The organism is Ilumatobacter sp. (assembly GCF_030065885.1).
Lineage (GTDB): Bacteria > Actinomycetota > Acidimicrobiia > Acidimicrobiales > Ilumatobacteraceae > Ilumatobacter.
Window position 1 is genome coordinate 48,919 of record NZ_JASJCS010000005.1, and the last position, 19,118, is coordinate 68,036.

Sequence of the window (19,118 nt, forward strand, 5' to 3'; positions counted from 1 at the left end):
GGCCAGCCTACTGGCCCGGCCAGGCACTCCGAATCCGTTGCGCGGTGTCGTCCAGCGGTTCCGGCAGTGTCCGCGTGTTCGCGATGGCGGTCATGAAGTTCGAGTCGCCGGTCCAGCGCGGCACCACGTGCACGTGCAGGTGCTCGCTCACCGACCCGCCGGCGGGACGGCCGAGGTTCAGCCCGACGTTGACACCTTCGGGCCGATAGGTGGCCTTGATGGCGCGCACGGCATCGGTCACGGTCGCCCACAGCTCTGTCGCCTCGTCGTGGTCGAGCTGCTCCAGGTCGCCGATCTCGCGGTACGGCAGCACGAGGAGGTGGCCGGTGCTGTACGGGTACGCGTTGAGGATCGCGAAGCAACGGTGGCCGCGGTGGACGATGTTGGCCTCGTCGTCGCTGAGTCCCGACGAGAGGATCCGGCTGAAGACGCTCCCCTGGTCCGGATCGGGCGGCGTCGGCTCGATCGAGCTGACGTAGCTCGCACGCCAGCCGTTCCAGAGGCGTTCGAGCATCAGGGAGCGAAGACCTGGCTGTGGGCCGCAGCGAGCTCGTCGGTGAACCGGGCGATGAAGTCGGCCACCCCGACGCCTCGCTCGACCTCTCCTCCGCGCGGGTTCACCCCCACGGTGTCGGCCGCGACGTCGTCGTCGCCGACGACGAGGATGTAGGGCAGCTTCTCGAGCTTCGACGCGCGGATCCGCTTGCCCAGCGCGTCGCCGGCGCCGATCACGTCGACGCGCGCACCGGCGTCGGCCAGCCGCTCGGCGACCTTCTCGGCGTACTCCTCGTGGGCGGTGGCGACCGGTAGCACGCGTACCTGCAGCGGTGCCAGCCACGTGGGGAAGTTGCCCGCGTAGTGCTCGATCAGCACCCCGAAGAACCGTTCGATCGATCCGAAGAGCGCGCGGTGCAGCATGATCGGCCGGTGCCGGTCGTTGTCGGCGCCGACGTACTCGAGATCGAAGCGCTCGGGCAGCTGGAAGTCGGCCTGGATGGTCGACAGCTGCCACGACCGCCCGATCGCGTCGCGGACGTCGATGTCGATCTTCGGGCCGTAGAACGCGGCGTCGCCCTCCTTGACGTCGTACTCGAGCCCGTGGCGCTCGAGCGCCGAGGCCAACGCCGCGGTCGCGCGCTCCCAGATCTGGTCGGACCCGACGTACTTGTCGGGATCCTTGGTCGAGAGGTTGAAGGTGAAGTCCTGGAACCCGAACGCCCGCAGCACCGACAGCACGAAGTCGAGCAGCGAGGCGATCTCGTCCGCGAGCTGGTCCTCGGTGCAGTAGATGTGGCTGTCGTCCTGCGTGAAGCCGCGGATCCGCATCAGCCCGTGCAGCGTGCCGGCCCGCTCGTAGCGGTAGACGTTGCCGAGCTCGAACAAGCGCAGCGGCAGCTCGCGATAGCTGCGCTGCCGGCTCTTGAAGATCAGGCAGTGGATCGGACAGTTCATCGGCTTCATGTAGTAGGTGCCGTTGTCCATCTCCATCGGTGGGTACATCCCGTCGGCGTACCAGTCGAGGTGCCCGGAGGTCTCGAACACGCCCGACTTGGCGAGGTGTGGGGTGTACACGAACTCGTAGCCGCCGTGCTCGTGCCGGTCGCGGCTGTAGTCCTCCATGAGCTTGCGCACGATGGCGCCCTTCGGGTGCCAGACGGCGAGCCCGCCACCGAGCTCGCTCGGGAAGCTGAGCAGGTCGAGCTCGGTCGCCAGCTTGCGGTGATCGCGCTTCGCGGCTTCCTCGAGCCGGTGGAGGTGCTCCGCGAGGGCCTGCTTGGACTCCCACGCGGTACCGTAGATGCGCTGCAGCATCGGGCCGTGCTCGTTGCCGCGCCAGTAGGCCCCGGCCACCTTCTGCAGCTTGAAGTGACCGAGGCGGCCGGTGGTGGGCACGTGTGGCCCGACGCACATGTCGATGAACTCGTCGGTGTTGCGGTAGGCGCTGATGGTGCCGCCGTCGCCGACTTCGCCCGCGTCCTCGGCGTCGGCGTCGGCCGACTCGACGCGTTCGATGATCTCGACCTTGTAGGGCTGGTCGGCGAACACGTCCTTGGCCTCGGCCATCGACATCTCGCTGCGCACGAACGGCTGGTTGGCCTTGACGATCTCGCGCATCTCGGCCTCGATCGCGACGAGGTCGTCGTCGCTGAAGGTCGCGCCGCCAGGCAGGTCGAAGTCGTAGTAGAAGCCGTTCTCGATCGCCGGACCGATCGAGAACTTCGCACCTGGAAAGAGCCTGGTGACCGCCTGCGCCATGACGTGCGCCGTCGAGTGACGGAGCACGTGACGGCCCGAATCGGTGTCACCGGTGATGATCGCCACGGTGCCGCCGTCGGGCAGCTCACGCGTCAGGTCGGTCTCCTCGCCGTCGACGGTGGCCGCGACGGCGGCCTTCGCGAGCCGCTTGCCGATCGATGCCGCGAGATCGAGCGCCGTCGACCCCGACGGCAGCTCGCGCTCGGATCCGTCGGGGAGGGAGATGGAGATGTTCGACATGACTCGAAAAGTCTACGACGCCGACCGCCGTGCCGACGCGACGTTTGTCGCTGCACGGCCGCCCCGGCTCGCAGCACGCGGCCTGGTCGCCGGCCGCTGCGGATCGAGCGGCGAGCCGGCGTCGATGTCGGTTCACTACGGTCGACGCATGCACATCCGCCCGGAGCTCGCTCTGTTCGCGTTGCTCGTCGCATCGTCGTGTGGCGGGAACGGGGCCGGTGACGCCGCTGATCTCACCGCCGAGGAGACCGACTGCCCTGCACTGGTCACGTGGTTCGACGCGCAGCAGCAGTTCCTCGACGACGTCGGCGACCGGTCCGTGGCCGAGCTCGGGGCAGGGTCCGATGCGGTGCGGAACGCCGGCGTGCGACTCGGCGCCCTGCTGCTCGAGGCCAGCCGCGAGGCCGCTGCGTTCGACTGCGAGGAGGCCCTGTCGGTCGGCGCCGAACCTCGGTGCCGGCAGATCGCACAGCTCCGTGCCGGGGGCGACGGCGGACAGCGGTTGCTGGCCGAGCTCACGGCCGAGTGCGCGTGACGCAGACGGGTCAGCCCGCGGCGACGAGTGCCCGGTCAGGCGCGGGGTCGTGGTGCTCGGAGACGGAGCCGACCTGGGAGTGGACGACCTCCTCGGCCTCGGATTGCCCGGCGTAGACGTTCTTGTAGATCTGGCCGGTCATCTCGCGGATCTCGAACATGACCTCGTCCATCATCGATCGCCAGGCCAGATGCTCGGGCCCGCGGCCCTCGTACCGCTCGGGCCGGATCGGGCGGCCGATCTCGATCGTGCACGAACGCCTCAGCTTCGGCATCTTCGCATCGGGCGGTTGGATCTCGTCGGTCCCGGTGATGCCGACCGGGTACACGGGGCAGCCGATCTTCATGGCGAGCCGTGCGGCTCCGGTGCGCGCCTTGTACAGGTACCCGTCACGGCTGCGGGTGCCCTCGGGGAAGATCCCGAACAGCTCGCCGCGCCGGAGGACCTGTTCGGCGGTGTCGAGGGCGGCCTGGCTCTTGCTGCCCCCGGAGCGATCGATGGGGATCATGCCCAACGCCGGGAAGAGGTACTTCGTCTTCCAGTCGTCGAGGTACTCAGCCTTGCCGACGAAGCTGATGTTGCGCGGCAGCGTCAGCATGAGGAACGCCGAGTCGAGGAAGCTGATGTGGTTCGGGCAGAGGATGGCCGGACCGTCGTCGGGGAGCCGCTCGTATCCCGACTGCTCGATCGTCCACAGCTTCGTCGCGAGAGGACGGGCCACGGCGCGGGTGCGCGACTGCAGCTTGTTGGCGCCGGCACCACTCGTCATGGAAGCAACTGTACGGCAGGGCCGGGAGGCTGTGGGTGACGAATCATGGAAATCCGGTGAACGGCCGGTTTCAGGACCGATCGAGCACCACCCCGAGCAGGTCGGCCGCAGCACGCGTCGACTCACCGCGTGCGGCCGCGGCGTCGACGGCCGCCACGGCCCCGGGCGAGTCGAGATCGTCGTCGAGCCGCTCGCGTACCTCGTCGATGAGATCGACCGGCGCTCCGTCGGCCGCTGCTCGCCACGCGGCGAGACGCTCCTGATTGCGCGCCATCAGACCGTCGTCCCACTCCCATTCCGTCCGGTAGTGGTGCTCGATCAATCCGAGGCGGATGGTCATCGGGTCCCATTCGGTTCGGAGGCGATCGACGAACACGAGGTTGCCGAGGCTCTTCGACATCTTCTCGCCGTCCATGCTGATCAGCGCGGTGTGCATCCAGTGCTTGACGAAGGGTTCGCCGGTCGCCGCCTCGGACTGGGCGCGCTCGCACTCGTGATGCGGGAAGATCAGATCGGCGCCGCCGCCGTGCAGGTCGATGGTCGTTCCCAGCTCGCGCAGCGCCAGCGCGCTGCACTCGATGTGCCAGCCGGGCCGGCCGGGGCCCCACATCGTGTCCCAGGAGGGCTCGTCGGACTCGGAGGGATGCCAGAGCACGAAGTCGAGCGGCGAGCGCTTGTTGGGATCGTCAACCTTGCCGCCGCGCTGCCGTGCGAAGTCGAGCATCTCGGCCTCGGTGTAGTTGCTCAGGCTGCCGAACGAGTCGTACTTCGTCACGTCGAAGTAGACCGATCCGCCCGACTCGTACGCGTAGCCGCGGTCGAGCACCATGCCGATGAACCCGCGGATGTCGGCGATGGCGGACGACGCACGAGGCGTCGACGCGACGGGGAGTGCGTTGAGCGCCTCCATGTCGCGCTCGAATCGCGCCTCCTCGGCCGCCGCGAGATCGAGGTAGTGCACGCCGAGCTCGCGTGCCTTGGCGAACAGCGGGTCGTCGACGTCGGTGACGTTGCGGACGCACAGCACGTCGTGGCCCTTGTCGATGAGGTGCCGCTTGAGCACGTCGTAGGAGATGAACGTCGCAGCGTGCCCGAGGTGCGTGGCGTCGTACGGCGTGATCCCGCAGATGTACATGTGCACGAGCTCGCCGGCCTCGAACGGGACGACGGCGCGCCGGGCGGTGTCGTACAGGCGCAGGGTCGACATGCTCAGGCGTCAACCGCGAGCGGGTCGCGTTTGATTCCCGTGAGCTTGGGGGCGACGCGCGTCTTGTACCTGACGTTGAGCTGCAGGAGCACGGCGGTGAACGCCTCGATCGCCGTCGCGTTGGAGAGCTCGCCGGCGTCGAGCGGCCGGCAGCCGGGGATGTGCGCCACGATCTCGCTGATCGTTCGTACGGCCGCCGGGTCGTCGCCGCAGATCAGGACGTCGGACTCGATCGGTTCGCCGATGTGACCGAGCTCGGTCGCCGGCAGGTGGTGGAACGCTGCGACGACGTTGCTGCCGGGCACCGCAGCCTGCACATGTGCGGTCACGCTGCCACGTGGCGGGACGAGCGGCTGGAACTCGCGGCCGACCCGCACGAGCGCGTTGGCCATGCTGACCACGATCTTGCCGCGCAGCGCATCCTCGTGGTCCTGTGCCATGGTGGCCGCCGAGTCCCACGGGGTGGCGATGACGACGATCTCGCACTCCGCCGCAGCCGCGTTGTCGCCGTAGCCGAGCAGTTCGCCGATCTCGGGATACTGCTCGACGAATGCGTCTCGACGCTCCATCGCGCGGTACTTCGAGCGCGACCCGATCATCGACGCATAGCCCACGCTGGCCAGCCGGGCGGCCAGCGCGCTCCCAGCCGGTCCGCTGCCGCCGATCACACCGATGCGCATGTGTCGAGCCTTGCACATCGCCCGGCGGAGGTCCGCACCCGCTGCCGGGACGGTCCCGGCCCGGAACGACGGGGCCGGACGGGAAGGCCGCCGCACCCCGCGTGGGCGGCTACGTTCGGCACGCATGGGATTGCTCGACGGCAAGAAGATCGTCATCACCGGCGTGTTGACGGATGCATCGCTGGCGTTCGGCGTGGCGCGGATCGCGCTCGACGAAGGTGCCGACATCGTGCTCACCGGTGCCGGCCGTGCGCTCAGCCTCACGCGCCGCACCGCCCGCAAGCTCGGGCAGTCGAACGGCCAGGACATCGACGTGTTCGAGTTCGACGTCACCGTGCCCGACCAGGTCCAGAGCGTGCACGACGCCGTCGCGTCGAAGTGGGGGCGCGTCGACGGCGTGCTGCACGCCATCGGGTTCGCGCCCGAGTCGTGCCTGGGTGACGGCTTCATGGACGCCCCCTGGGAGGACGTGGCGGTCGCGATGCACGTCTCGACCTACTCGCTCAAGACGCTGGCCGACGCCTTCGTGCCGTTGATGGATCAGGGCGGATCGATCGTCGGCCTCGACTTCGACAACCAGCAGGCGTGGCCCGCGTACAACTGGATGGGCGTCGCGAAGTCGGCACTGCAGAGCCTGTCGAGGTACCTCGCGAAAGAGCTCGGCCCTCAACAGATCCGGTGCAATCTCGTCGCAGCCGGCCCGATCAAGACGATGGCGGCGAAGTCGATCCCCGGCTTCCAGCTCTTCGAGGACACGTGGGACGGCCGGGCCCCGCTCGGCTGGGACGTCCAGAACGCCGAGCCCGTCGCCCGGGCCTGCGTGGCGCTGCTGTCGGACTGGTTCCCGGCCACGACCGGCGAGATCGTCCACGTCGACGGCGGCTACCACGCCGTCGGTGCCTGAGGCGGACGGGTACTCACACGCCACGCAAGCCGACGAGTTCAGCTGCCGCTGCGATCCTCGCTTGCGTACGAGCCCACCAGAACGGTGCTGCGGAGCCAGTCTCTGATCACGGCTGCTGCGGTGCGGCTGGTGATCGAGGAGACGGCGTCGAAGGCGTGCTGGGCGCCGTAGACCGGGACGAGCTCGACGGATCGGCCGGCCGCTCGCAGCGCGTCCGCGAACTGCTGCCCCTCCCCGATCGGCACGAGCGTGTCGTGCGTGCCGTGGACGAGCAGCATCGGCGGGCTCTCGTCGTGGATCCGGTCGAGGGGTGACACGGCCCGGTATCGGTCCCCTGCGTCGTCGACCGTCTCGAGCATGACCTCGTCGCGGATCTTGTGCCAGTGCGCCCGCATGCGATTGCGGTTCGCCATGTCGTAGACGCCGTAGATGCCGACGCACGCGTCGACCTGCTCCGCCTCGTCGGTGGCGGTGAGCGCCGCCATTGCGGCCAGGTGCCCTCCGGCCGAACCGCCGCCGATCACGACGGTCGACGCAGTCGCCGGCCCGCCGAGGAACTCCGCCCGGGCCCACCGCACTGCGTCGCGAATCGTCTCGATCTGGTGCTCGACAGAGACCTTCGGCGTGAACGGGTACCGCACCGACGCGACGACCCACCCGTCCAGCGCCAGCGCATGATAGAGGTCGCGTGCCTGGCGTTGCGGCTCGCCGCCCGTCCAGCCGCCGCCATGGACGTAGACGAACAGCCGCTCGGGGCGCTCGGACCGCACCGAACTCGCACGGATCACGTCGACGGGGCGGGCGCCGGGGCGGTCGACGCGGTGGTGCTCGTCGACGCCGTCGGGCGTCGTGATCGGTACGCCGGTGAGCAACGCCCGACCGCGCCCACGGGGGACCCCGCCGACGACCCGACGCCGGAGCCGCCACACGCCGATCCAGCCCCGGACGATCGCCCAGACCAGCAGCAACGCCGACGCGACGAGTACGGCACGCCCGAACCGCCCGACGGCGAGATCGGCGCCACCCATCGCCACGCCCAGCGAGAGCACCGCGACGTGGATCAGGAGCACCAGCGGCGCCAGTTCGGCCACCACCATCGCCGGCAACCACATCGGCGAGTACCGCCGGGTCGGGTCGCCGACCGGCTTGGCCGCGTTCCACGTGAGCGGCAGGCCGACGAGCGCGCCGGCCAGCAGCACCATGGCGCCGAGCGTCGACATGACCACATGCTGACACGGCCACCGTCCACTCCTCGACCGGGGCTGGCTCTCGCCACCTCCGCACAGCCATGCCGTAGGGTCGCCACGTGTCCGGCTCCGACGTCCTGACGGTCGCAGTGTGCATCGTCGGCTACGCGCTGATCTGCCGTCGCGTCTCGGCGTGGTGGGTCACGATGCCGATCGTCTTCGTCGCACTGGGCGTGGCCACCGATGCCCTCGAGATCGTCGAGCTCGACATCGCGATCGACGAGGTGGCGATCCTCGCCGAGGTCACGCTCGCCGTGATCCTGTTCGCCGACGCCGTGCGGATGAACGTCAACGAGCTGCGGCGCGGCGCCGAGCTGCCGCTGCGGCTGCTGCTGATCGGGCTGCCGCTCACCGTGGCGATGTCGACGGTGATGACGTGGTGGCTGCTCGGGACGACCTTCTGGGCCGCAGCGCTCATCGCGGCCGTGCTCGCCCCGACCGACGCCGCCGTGGGCGAGGCGGTCGTCGCCGACCCGTCCGTGCCGCAACGCATCCGGCAGGCGCTCAACGTCGAGGCCGGACTCAACGACGGTCTGATCGTGCCGGCATTCGTGCTGTTCGCCGAGCTGACACTCGACGAGACCCGGAGCGGCAGCGAGTGGGCCGAGTTCGTGATCCGCCAGGTCGGCGGGGGCCTCGTGGCGGGTGTGGTCGCAGGCGGTCTGGGCGCGTACGTCCTGGGGCTCGCCATGCGGGCGGGGTGGACCGAGGGCGTGTACTCGCAGGTCGGCACGTTGGCGCTGGCCGTCGCGACGTTCGTCGCCGCCACCGAGCTCGACGTCAACGCGTTCATCGCCGCCTTCGTCGCGGGGCTCGCCTTCGGCACGATCCTCGACGACGAGACCGCCGACCACCTCGACGAGTACACCGCCGACTCGGGCGCGCTGCTGGCGATGGTGGCGTTCTTCGTGTTCGGCAACCTGTTCGTGATCGACGCGTTCGATTCGACGCGCTGGCAGGTGCTCGTGTGCGCGGCGTTGGCACTGACCGCCGGTCGCATGATCCCGGTGGCGATCGCCACGTCGTTCACGGGCCTGCAACGACCGACGGTGGCGTTCCTCGGCTGGTTCGGCCCGCGTGGCCTGGCGTCGATCGTGTTCGGCGTGCTGCTCCTCGAAGAGGAGCTCCCCGACGCCGACGACCTCTTCGGCGTCATCACGCTCACCGTCTTGGCCAGCATCGTGCTGCACGGTCTGTCGGCATCGCCGGGAGCGGCCGCCTACGGCCGCTGGTACGCGCGGCACGAGGCGATCCCGATGCCCGAGAGCGAACCGACCATCGATCGCCGCCTCCGGCGATAGGTGCCGATCGCGTGCGCCCCGCCGTTCGCGGTGGGCGGCGCGTCGGTAGGGTCGACGCGGTGAACCGACTCGCCGCCGAGACCTCCCCTTATCTCCGCCAGCATCGCGACAACCCGGTCGACTGGTACCCGTGGGGCGACGAGGCGTTCGCGGCCGCCCGCGAGCGCGACGTGCCGGTGCTGCTGTCGGTCGGCTACTCGGCCTGCCACTGGTGTCACGTCATGGCGCACGAGTCGTTCGAGGACGACGAGGTCGCGGCCGTGATGAACGACAGGTTCGTCAACGTCAAGGTCGACCGCGAGGAGCGACCAGACGTCGACGCGGTCTACATGGACGCCGTGCAAGCCTTGACGGGCCGCGGCGGATGGCCGATGACCGTCGCGATGGACGCGGACGGTCGGCCGTTCTGGGGCGGCACGTACTTCCCCAAGGAGTCGTTCCTGAAGCTGCTCGCCGCGCTCGACGACGTGTGGCGCAACCGGCGCGGCGAGCTCGAGCAGAACGCGACGGCGCTCGTCGAGGCGATCGGGCGCAGCGCGACCACGACACCCCAGTCCGACATCCCACCGATCGACCTGATCAACGACACGCTCGGCAAGGTCGCGGGCGCCTTCGACAGCGAGTGGGGCGGGTTCGGACAGGCGCCGAAGTTCCCGTCGACGCACCATCTCGAGTTGATCCTCCGGGCTTACATGACCACCGGCGCCGACGACGCCAAGACCGTGCTCGTCACGTCGCTCGACGCCATGGCGTCGGGAGGCATGTACGACCACATCGGCGGTGGGTTCGCCCGCTACTCGGTCGATCGCGAGTGGCTCGTCCCGCACTTCGAGAAGATGCTCTACGACCAGGCGCTGCTCGTGCAGATCTACCGGCAGGCCCACTCGGTGCTCGGCCTCCCCCACTACCGGCAGATCGTCGACGAGACGATCGGGTACGTCCTGCGAGACCTGCGCCATCCCGACGGCGGCTTCTTCTCGGCCGAGGACGCCGATTCGCCCGACGAGCACGGCCACGGCGTCGAAGGGCTGTTCCACACCTGGACCCCCGACGAGGTCCGGGCCGCACTCGCCGGCATGGACGACGAGGCGATCGAGCTCACGCTGGGGTGGTTCGACATCACCGAGGGCGGCAACTTCGAGGGGCGCTCGATCCCGAATCGGATCGGGCATCGGGCGCAGCTCCGCCGGCCCCCGGTCATCGAGGAGGCACGCCAACGGCTGTTCGCCACGCGTGAACGCCGGCGGCGCCCCGGTCTCGACGACAAGGTGCTGACCGAGTGGAACGCGATGTTCCTCAGCGCGCTCGCCGACGCCGCTGCGGTGCTCCGCCGCGAGGATTGGAAGGCGGCCGCGATCGCCAACGGCGAGTTCCTCGTGCGTGAGCTCCGCGGGCCGGACGGCCGCTGGTTCCGTTCCTGGCAGGCCGACGGGCAGCCCCGGGCCCGCCACGCGGCGCTCGCAGCCGATCACGCGGCGCTCGTCGAGGCGTTCGTCCGCCTCGCCGAGCTCAGCGGTGAGGCGCGGTGGATCGACGCCGCGAGGCAGACCGCCGACACGATGCTCGACTGGTTCTGGGACCCCGAGCAGGGCGGTCTGTTCACCACCGCAGAGGACGCCGAGGCGCTGGTCGTCCGGCAGAAGGACCTCCACGACGGCGCCACCCCGTCGGCGAACTCGTCGGCCGCTCGCGGGCTCCAGCGTCTGGCGGCGTTGACCGGCGAGCAGCGGTACCGCAACCACGCCGATCGCATCCTCCAGCTGCTCGGCACCGTCGTCGAACAGCTGCCCGGTGGCACGTCGAACGCCCTGATCGCGCTCGAGCAACGACACCGGGGCCCCACCGAGCTGGCGATCGTCGGCGACATGCCGATGCTCGTCCGCCTCGCCCAGTCCGTGTGGCGACCCGACCTCGTGTTGGCCTGGGGCGAGCCCTACGACTCGCCGCTGTGGGAGAGTCGCGTCGAGGGCAAGGCCTACCTCTGCCGCGACCATGTGTGCGAAGCGCCGGTCGACACCGTCGAGGCGCTGTTCGAGCAGCTGACCGGTCAGCCGGCGCCCGAGGACCTCACCAGCCGCCTCGGTGGATGATCTCGCCGGTCCGGCGTCGGGGACGGGCGGCGCTGCGGCCCTTGCGTTCCGGCTCGTCGGCGGGGTGACCGAGTGCGATCGCGCCGAGCAGGCCGAGCCGCTCGGGAACGCCGAGTGAACGCCGGAGCTCGTCCTCGCCGCGGAACACGCCGAAGAAGAGCGCGCCGAGACCACGGTCCTCGGCAGCCAGCAACAGCGTCATGACCGCCATCGACGCGTCGATGGTCCAGTACGGCGCCGGCCATGCTTCGGGCCCGGCGCCGAGGCCGGTCGAGGCCTTGTCGGGCTCGGCGTACCGGTCGACGTAGGCCTGCGGATCGGCGAACGGCAGCAGGACCGCGGGCGCATTGAGCAGCCGCTGCCAGGCGAACTGCGTCCGGCGCGAGGCGGGCAGCGTGATGTCCCAGAACCGGGCGGTCTGCGCACCTTCGAGAGCGACGATGTGCCAGCCCTGAGTCTTGCCGGCGCTCGGCGCACGGCTGGCGAGATCGACGAGATGCTCGAGCAACCCCTCGGTGATCGGCTCGGCGGTGAACGCCCGAGTCATCCGCCGAGACCGCACCACGTCCGAGAACTCCGCCATCACCCCAGTATCACCGAACGTGCGAGGGTCCCGTGCCCACATCACCCGGAGGTCAAGGACCGCGCCCATCCGCCGCGCAGACGTGCCCGAGCCAGAGTCGCGACCCCAGCTTGCTGAGACGGGATCGATGTCGTCGAGCACAAGGCGCGACGAACCCGAGTTGCCTCGCGGCAACGAGCGGTGAGGCGCAACGCAGTGATCGGCGAGATCGGCCCGTCTCAGCGGCGGCCGAGTTTGACGAGGTCTTCGGCCATCGTCCAGCCGTAGACGATCATCGCGTCGCCGGCGGCCTGGTCGACCGACTCGAACATCTCGACCACGTCGGCGTCGAGCGCGTCGGGTTTGGACGACTCGAAGTCGAGGAAGCCGGACTGCCCGTTCTTGGCCACGAAGGTCTGCGCCTCGTACTTGGCGTCGACGCCGAACCGCTTGGCGAGGCGCCGCCCCCAGGCACGCTCCTCGCCGACGGCACGGACACCCGGTGACGGCGTGACCTCGTCGAGCTTGTCGAACGCCTCGACGGCATCGGCCGTGACGAATCGGGAACCCACCACGACATCCTCGTCCGGGAAGGCCATCAGCGCCCGGTGATACGCCTCGTGCATGAGCCCGCGCAGCACGGTGTCGCGCTTCGAATGACGGCGCACGCTGAGCATTCCGATGAGCACGCAGGGTGTTCCACCGATCCGCTCGAGCGTCGAGAACATGTAGCCGTGCAGCTTCTCACCGATCCGGGCGGTGGTGACGAGCACCCAGTCTTCCTTCGCCTTGGAGATGGCGCCGATGTCGAACGCTCCCTCGATCGAGCCCATCTCGTCGAGGTCGGCATCGGTCAGTGAAACGGCGTCATTGGTGAAGACTTCGAGCGGCATATCCCCTCTCCCGGACGATTCGGACCTACATTCTGCCACCGATTCCGTCGCCTTTCACAAACGGAAGAAGCTCGAGGGGCTCGGCCCGAACAGCCCTACACGCTGGCTCGAGCCGCTCGGATGCCCGATCGCTCGTCGCGACGTCCGGTGGGCGAGCGTCGAAGCCGCCGCGGAGACGGCGAGCTCGGGAGGCGTCGCTGCCGGTTGATCGACGAGTACCCGAGCGCAGCAGGACCGGGTTCCCCGGTCCGGTCCCCACGTTCGCCACCACCGAGTTGCGCCCATTCGGACCGAACGGAGCGAGCGCAGCGAGCGAGTGAGGCCGATGTCCGGCCGAGCTACAACAACACCGCGTCGTGGCCGAACGCCACCCGCAGTTCGCCCACCGCCCGGTCGATGTCGACCCGGAACTCGTCGGCGAGGCGCAGGATCTTGCCGTTGCCGATGTCGACCTGCACGACCGAATCGCCGGGATGGTCGCGCAGGATCCGCTTCAGTCGCTGGATCTTCAACTCGTCGAGCGTGTGGGCCGGCAGGCGCAGGCGCAGGGGCGGCGCGGGACCGTCGGACAGCCCGCTCAGCACCTGGACGTCCTGGGCGATGAGCCCGAACCGTGACTCGTCGCGCTTGTCGAGGCGGCCCCTGACGGCGACGATGATGTCGTCTTCGAGCTTGTGGCCCTGCTCCTGCAGCGTCCGCGGGAACACGGTGACCTCGATCGACGACTCGAGGTCCTCGAGCACGAAGACCGCCATCTGGTCGCCCTTCTTGGTGAACTTCCGGGCGAGGTTGGTGATGACGCCGCCGACCTTGACCTGGGCGCCGTCCTCCATGTCCTGCAGATCGATCAGCGCGTGCTCGACCTGCCGCTTCAGCGCGGTCTCGACGCCGAACAGCGGGTGGTCCGAGACGTAGAGGCCGAGCATCTCCTTCTCGTTCTTGAGCTTGTCGCTCTTGTCGAACTCGATCTCGGGCACGGGGAGCCGCTCGTCGAAGCCGTTCGATGCACCGTCGCCGCCCTCGTCCTCGGTGTCTCCCCAGTCGCCGAAGAGGCTCATCACACCGCGATCGCGCTCGCGCCTCCGTTCGATCGTGGTGTCGAGGATCTGTTCGAACGCGGCGAGCAGCCCCCGGCGCGGATGGCCGAGCTGGTCGAACGCGCCCGCCTTGATGAGCGACTCGACGGTGCGCTTGTTCAGCACCTGTTCGGGCACCCGCTCGGCGAAGTCGTAGAACGACTCGTACGAGCCGTTCTCGGCCCGCTCGGCGAGCAGCTGCTCGACGAGACCCTCCCCCACGTTGCGCACGGCTGAGAGCCCGAACGTGATGGCCCCCGGGCTACCGACGGAGAGGCCGACCTCGTCGGGCACGTCGGCGGCGGGAATCGCGGCGAAGTTCGTCACCGACCGGTTGATGTCGGGCGTGAGGACCTTGATCCCGGCCGACCGGCAGTCGGACAGGTAGACGGCCGCCTTGTCGAGGTTGCTCTTGACGCTGGTCAACAGGCACGCGAAGTACTCGACCGGGTAGTGCGCCTTGAGGTAGGCGGTCTGGTACGTCACGAGGCCGTACCCGAACGTGTGGCTCTTGTTGAACGCGTAGTCGGCGAACTTCTCGATGATGTCGAACAGCTGCCGGCCGAGGTCCTTGCCGTACCCGGTGCGCTCGACGCCGGCCTCGAACGCGTCGCGTTCCTTGGCCATCATCTCGCGGATCTTCTTGCCGCATGCCTTGCGGAGGTTGTCGGCCTCGGCCAACGAGTAGCCCGCGAACTTCTGGGCGACGCGCATCACGCTCTCCTGGTAGATCATCAGGCCGAACGTGTCGTCGAGGACCTCCTGGGCGTCGTCGTGGAAGTACTCGACCGGCTTGCGACCGTTCTTGCGGTCGGCGTAGTCGTAGTGCATGTTGACGCTCATCGGGCCGGGCCGGTACAGCGCGAGCACAGCCGAGACGTCCTCGAAGCTGTTGGGCGCCATCGCCTTGAGCAGCTGCCGCATCGGTGGCGACTCGAGCTGGAACACGCCGATCGTGTCGCCGCGTGACAGCAGGTCGAACGTCCGCTGGTCATCGAGCGAGACGGCATCGATGTCGAACGCCGGATCGCGCGACGCCCTGATCATCTCTTGCGCGTCGGAGATGACGTCGAGGTTGCGCAGGCCGAGGAAGTCCATCTTGAGGAGCCCGAGCTCTTCGACGCCGTGCATCTCGTACTGGGTGACGACGGGGGCATCCTCCGGGTCCTGACCGGACTCGGGCTTGCGCTGGATCGGCAGGTAATGGGTGACCGGCTCCTTGGTGATGACCACCGCCGCGGCGTGGATGCCGTCGGAGCGCTTCAGCCCCTCGAGGCCCTTGGCGACGTCGACGACCTTCTTGACGTCGGTGTCGGTGTCGTACATCGCCCGCAGGTCGCTGGCCGCCTTGTAGCCGTCGGCGTACTTCTCGCTCTGCTCGAAGCAGTACTTGAGCGGCGTGTCGCGGCCCATCACGAGTGGTGGCATCGCCTTCGCGATCTTGTCGCCGACGCCATAGGGGTAGCCGAGCACCCGCGCTGCGTCGCGCACCGCGTTGCGAGCCTTGATGGTGCCGAACGTGATGATCTGCGCGACGTGGTCGCGGCCGTAGGCGTCGGCTGCGTAGCGGATCATCTGGTCGCGGTAGCGCGAGTCGAAGTCCATGTCGATGTCGGGCATCGAGATCCGGCTCGGGTTGAGGAACCGCTCGAACAGCAGGTCGTACTTGATCGGGTCGAGGTCGGTGATCCAGAGGCAGTACGCAACTGCACAGCCCGCCGCCGAGCCGCGTCCGGGGCCCACACGGATGTCTGCTTCGCGTGCGTACCGGATCAGGTCCCACGTGATGAGGAAGTACGACGCGAAGCCCATGTCGTTGATGACCTTGAGCTCGTACGCCACCCGCTCGACGACCGATGGCGGCAGCTCGGCGCCCCACCGCTTCTTGGCGCCCTCCCAGGTGAGGTGCTCGAGGTACTCCTTGTCGCCGGCGAATCCGGCCGGGATCGGGAAGTTCGGCAGCAGCGCGTCGCCGAACGTGATGTCGAGCTCGGCGCGCTCGGCGACCCACAGCGTGTTGTCGCACGCCTCGGGCACCTCGCGGAACAGGTAGCGCATCTCCTGCGCCGACTTGAGGTAGTGCTCCTCGCCCTCGAACTTGAAGCGCTTCGGGTCGGAGATCAGCGCCCCGGTCTGCACGCAGAGGAGCGCGTCGTGGGACTCGTGGTCCTCGCGGTGGGTGTAGTGGCTGTCGTTGGTGGCGAGCAGCGGTGCGCCGATCTGCTCGGCGATCTCGACCAGCTTCGGGTTGGTGTCGCGCTGGGCCTGCAGGCCGTGATCCTGCAGCTCGACGAACAGGTTGTCCTTGCCGAAGATCTCCTGCAGCCTGCCGGCCTTCTCGAACGCACCCTTCTCGTCGCCGTTGAGCAGCGCCTGCAGCACGTGGCCGCCGAGGCACCCGGTGGTGGCGATCAGGCCGTCGGAGTACTTCTCGAGCAGCTCCCAGTCCATGCGCGGCTTGTAGTAGTAGCCCTCGAGGAAGGCGAGGCTGCTGAGCTGGATCAGGTTGCGGTAGCCGACCTCGTTCTCGGCCAGGAGCGTGAGGTGGTAGTAGAGCTTCTTGCCGCCCTCGGTGTCGCCGCCCGAGTCGTCGACGCGGCCTCGGCGGGTGGGCCGTTCGGACCGGTGGTCGTGGGCCATGTACGCCTCGGTGCCGATGATCGGCTTGATGCCCTGCTTCTGGCACTCCTTGTAGAACTCGAGGGTGCCGTACATGTTGCCGTGATCGGTCATCCCGATCGCGGGCTGCCCGTCGGCCACCGCCTTGGCCACCATCTCGTCGAGACGCGCCGCCCCGTCCAGCATCGAGAACTCGGTGTGGACGTGGAGGTGGGTGAACGAGTCGGCGGTCATCGAGGGGCGGGTTCGCGAATCACAAGAGCGTGATTCGCGAACCTACCAGACTCGCGAGCGTCGCGATCCAGCCCCCGTTTCGCAACGCGTGAGCTTCTTGCGCACATAGGCCGCAAGAAGCTCACGCGTTCCGCGCCCCGCGACGACGAGCACGAGCCGCTCGTGCTCTCCGAGAGCGACTGCGACGCCCTCCGCCGCGATCGAGCGTGGGGGTCATCGTGGCTCGGTTGTGCCTCCCGCGGTCGGCAGCCGAACGGGCGGTCACGGATCCTCAGCGAGCTTCGGCAACGGCGTTTCACGTTGTGTCAGACACAACCTGAATCCGGGCGAGCCACTGGAAGAAGAGGTGGGCGGCGGCGACGCAGGTGAGGTCGCGGATCGAGCCGTCGGCGACCATCGAGCGGAGCTCGGCGACGGAGAAGGACCCGTTGACCAGGCCGTGCTCCTCGGGTTCGGGCGACCGCTCCCCCGGCGTGAGGTCGGTCGCGAGGAAGATGTGTACCGACTGGCCCGAGTACCCGTAGGCCTGGAAGAAGGTGCCGAGTGGGGTCCAGGTGGCGGCCCGGAGGCCGGTCTCCTCGGCGAGCTCGCCGGCCGCGATCTCCTCGGGGTGGGCGTCGGCGTTCGTCTCCCACATGCCCTGCGGGAACTCCCAGTACCGTCCGCCGACCGGGTAGCGGTACTGCTCGACGAGGTGCAGGCGCTCGCCGTCGAAGGGCACGATCAGGGAGTAGTCGTGCTTGTCGACGACGCCGTAGATCCCCTCGTGGCCGTCGGCCCGGCGGATTCGATCTTCACGGACCGTCATCCACCGGTTGCGATAGACGACCTCCGAGGAGAGCTGCTCGATCTCGTCCGCCATCGCCGGAACTCTGTCACACCCCCTCGCCAGGATGGGCGCATGAACGACGAGACTGCGCTTGTTGCCGGCGGGGGGATCGGCTCCGTCGAGCGGTCCGATGCCGGCGAGGGCACGTCCGAGGACGTGCCTGCCGTCGTCGATGGTTCGCGGGAGTGGTCGACGAGCGTCTCGGGCCGGCTCGTCGCCCGGTTGCGGCCGCCGCTGTGCTCGATGCACGGTCACACCCCGCTGCGGAGAATGCCGCCATGAGCAGCGCACCCGTCTCCGTGATGGCGGCCGTCGACACGATCGACATCTCGGCCGCCGACGCCGCGACGTGCGAGCGGGTCCTCGGCGACCTGCAGCTGGTGCAGGGGTGGAAGGACGCAGTCGAGGCGGTCACGACGTCACGGCTGGCCACCCTGCACGAGACGGCCGGCGGGGCGGCACCCGCCGATCTGCACACGAAGTGCGGTGGCGTGTCGGCGGCCGAGGGGAAACGACGTGAGCGGCGGTCGAAAGCGATCGAGCAGGCTCCCTCGTTCGGCGACGCGCTGGGCTCGGGTTCGATCGGCGCCGAGCACGTCGATGCGTTGGCCAACGCCACCACCAAGCTCGACGACGAGGTGAAGGACGCACTCATCGATGCCGAGGAGGAACTGCTCGCCGAGGCGCAGTCGATGTCGCCCGAGCAGTTCGGCCGGTCATGCCGCGATCGCGCCCGGCGGTTGGAGAAGGACCAGGGGCTCGAGCGCAACCGGCGCCAGCGACGCGACACCTTCCTGTCGCGCAAGCTGAACCCGGCGACCGGGATGATCGAGGGCCGGTTCTCGTTGCACCCCGAGCTGGGCAACCAGATCTTCGGTGCCGTCGACCGCGAGGTCGCGGCGACGATCAAAGCCGGCGAGCAGCGCGGTGACGCCGACTTCGTGGAGCGGCGGTTCGACCGCAACCGGCTCGCGGCCGAAGCGCTCGGCACGCTCGTGGCAGGCGGCCATCAACAGGCGCGGCCCTTGGAGGCCGACATCACGCTGATCGTCGACGCTCACACCGAGACCACCGGCGAGCTGCACGAGCAGTCGGTGTGCGAGACCTCAGACGGTGCGGCGATCCCGCCGGCCTCGGTGCGGCGGCTGGTGTGCCAGGGACGGGTGACGCCGGTGATCGTCGGCTCGAACGGTGTGGCACTCGCCGCCGGGCGCACGATCCGCCACGCCAACCGAGCGCAGCGGCGAGCGCTGCGGGCGATGTACCGCTGCTGCGCCTTCGGTGAGTGCGATGTGGCATTCGACCGCTGCGAGATCCACCACATCCTCCCGTGGGAGCTCGGCGGGCCGACCGACCTGATCAACCTGATCCCGCTGTGCTCGAGGCACCATCACGTGGTCCACCAGGGCGGCTGGAAGCTCGAACTCGACGACGACCGGTTGCTCACGATCACCCAACCCGACGGCACCGTGTTCACCCGATGTCGACCCGACATCGCAGACCGACGAACACGGCGACGAACCGCAGCGTGACGCACGCCGCCCAGCCCTCGTTCGTCTGGTGTGCCGTCCTTGCGCGCCTCCGCCCAGGGTTCGCCGAGGTCTCGAGCCACCGGCGGCGACGCGGGGTGGCTACGGTGCCCGCCGCTCTCTTTCCGAAACGACCGGTCCGAAAAT

16 protein-coding genes are annotated in these 19,118 nt (G+C 69.0%); 6 read left to right on the top strand and 10 right to left on the bottom strand.

The window, feature by feature from the left end; translation table 11 throughout:
- Positions 1-7 precede the first annotated feature (7 nt).
- Together QNJ12_RS01970 and thrS are read right to left on the bottom strand one after the other, a co-directional pair.
- Positions 8-514, bottom strand: a complete 507-nt coding sequence (locus QNJ12_RS01970) for an HIT domain-containing protein (protein ID WP_300618193.1) — start codon at positions 512-514, stop codon at positions 8-10.
- Positions 514-2,496 (bottom strand): threonine--tRNA ligase, encoded by a 1,983-nt coding sequence (gene thrS / locus QNJ12_RS01975; RefSeq protein WP_300618195.1) that lies wholly within the window; start codon positions 2,494-2,496, stop codon positions 514-516. Before thrS ends, QNJ12_RS01970 begins: the two co-directional genes overlap by 1 nt.
- Before the next feature lie 148 nt (positions 2,497-2,644).
- On the opposite strand from thrS, the gene QNJ12_RS01980 reads away from it, so the two are divergent.
- Complete coding sequence (locus QNJ12_RS01980; protein WP_300618197.1) at positions 2,645-3,031, top strand: hypothetical protein; 387 nt, start codon at positions 2,645-2,647, stop codon at positions 3,029-3,031.
- Positions 3,032-3,041: 10 nt separating this feature from the next.
- Here QNJ12_RS01980 and QNJ12_RS01985 read toward each other — a convergent pair whose 3' ends face one another.
- From QNJ12_RS01985 to npdG, 3 genes are all read right to left on the bottom strand, one after another.
- Positions 3,042-3,800 (bottom strand): 1-acyl-sn-glycerol-3-phosphate acyltransferase, encoded by a 759-nt coding sequence (locus QNJ12_RS01985; protein ID WP_300618199.1) that lies wholly within the window; start codon positions 3,798-3,800, stop codon positions 3,042-3,044.
- A 70-nt stretch (positions 3,801-3,870) separates the two neighbouring features.
- Entirely contained in the window at positions 3,871-5,007 is a 1,137-nt protein-coding gene (locus QNJ12_RS01990) for a cysteine--tRNA ligase (RefSeq protein ID WP_300618201.1), read from the bottom strand.
- Positions 5,008-5,009: 2 nt separating this feature from the next.
- On the bottom strand, positions 5,010-5,687 hold the full coding sequence (gene npdG / locus QNJ12_RS01995) for an NADPH-dependent F420 reductase (protein WP_300618203.1): 678 nt from the start codon (positions 5,685-5,687) through the stop codon (positions 5,010-5,012).
- A 124-nt stretch (positions 5,688-5,811) separates the two neighbouring features.
- Between npdG and fabI the strand changes: the two genes are divergently transcribed.
- The gene (gene fabI, locus QNJ12_RS02000) at positions 5,812-6,591 is read left to right on the top strand and encodes an enoyl-ACP reductase FabI (RefSeq protein WP_300618205.1); all 780 of its coding nucleotides are present in this window, start codon (positions 5,812-5,814) and stop codon (positions 6,589-6,591) included.
- Positions 6,592-6,629: 38 nt separating this feature from the next.
- Here the strand turns inward: fabI and QNJ12_RS02005 are convergent, their stop codons facing one another.
- Positions 6,630-7,811, bottom strand: coding sequence for an alpha/beta hydrolase (locus QNJ12_RS02005; protein WP_300618207.1), 1,182 nt, complete (start codon positions 7,809-7,811; stop codon positions 6,630-6,632).
- An 86-nt stretch (positions 7,812-7,897) separates the two neighbouring features.
- On the opposite strand from QNJ12_RS02005, the gene QNJ12_RS02010 reads away from it, so the two are divergent.
- Both QNJ12_RS02010 and QNJ12_RS02015 read left to right on the top strand, forming a co-directional pair.
- A complete protein-coding gene (locus QNJ12_RS02010) occupies positions 7,898-9,139 on the top strand; it encodes a cation:proton antiporter (RefSeq protein WP_300618209.1) in 1,242 nt (413 codons plus the stop codon).
- A gap of 59 nt (positions 9,140-9,198) precedes the next feature.
- Positions 9,199-11,229, top strand: a complete 2,031-nt coding sequence (locus QNJ12_RS02015; protein ID WP_300618211.1) for a thioredoxin domain-containing protein — start codon at positions 9,199-9,201, stop codon at positions 11,227-11,229.
- Here the strand turns inward: QNJ12_RS02015 and QNJ12_RS02020 are convergent.
- The 4 genes from QNJ12_RS02020 to QNJ12_RS02035 all read right to left on the bottom strand — a co-directional run bounded on the left by QNJ12_RS02020 (position 11,207) and on the right by QNJ12_RS02035 (position 17,475).
- A complete protein-coding gene (locus QNJ12_RS02020) occupies positions 11,207-11,812 on the bottom strand; it encodes a nitroreductase family protein (protein ID WP_300618213.1) in 606 nt (201 codons plus the stop codon). The genes QNJ12_RS02015 and QNJ12_RS02020 overlap by 23 nt on opposite strands.
- 218 nt (positions 11,813-12,030) lie before the next feature.
- Entirely contained in the window at positions 12,031-12,684 is a 654-nt protein-coding gene (locus tag QNJ12_RS02025; RefSeq protein WP_300618215.1) for a hypothetical protein, read from the bottom strand.
- A gap of 338 nt (positions 12,685-13,022) precedes the next feature.
- Positions 13,023-16,613, bottom strand: a complete 3,591-nt coding sequence (gene dnaE / locus QNJ12_RS02030; protein WP_300618217.1) for a DNA polymerase III subunit alpha — start codon at positions 16,611-16,613, stop codon at positions 13,023-13,025.
- Between the two features lie 295 nt (positions 16,614-16,908).
- The gene (locus tag QNJ12_RS02035; protein ID WP_300618219.1) at positions 16,909-17,475 is read right to left on the bottom strand and encodes an NUDIX hydrolase; all 567 of its coding nucleotides are present in this window, start codon (positions 17,473-17,475) and stop codon (positions 16,909-16,911) included.
- A gap of 39 nt (positions 17,476-17,514) precedes the next feature.
- Here QNJ12_RS02035 and QNJ12_RS02040 point away from each other — a divergent pair, with 39 nt between their 5' ends.
- Together QNJ12_RS02040 and QNJ12_RS02045 are read left to right on the top strand one after the other, a co-directional pair.
- Positions 17,515-17,724: a hypothetical protein gene (locus tag QNJ12_RS02040; protein ID WP_300618221.1), complete on the top strand. Its 210-nt coding sequence runs from the start codon at positions 17,515-17,517 to the stop codon at positions 17,722-17,724.
- Positions 17,721-18,974, top strand: a complete 1,254-nt coding sequence (locus tag QNJ12_RS02045; protein ID WP_300618223.1) for an HNH endonuclease signature motif containing protein — start codon at positions 17,721-17,723, stop codon at positions 18,972-18,974. Before QNJ12_RS02040 ends, QNJ12_RS02045 begins: the two co-directional genes overlap by 4 nt.
- Positions 18,975-19,118: the final 144 nt, after the last annotated feature.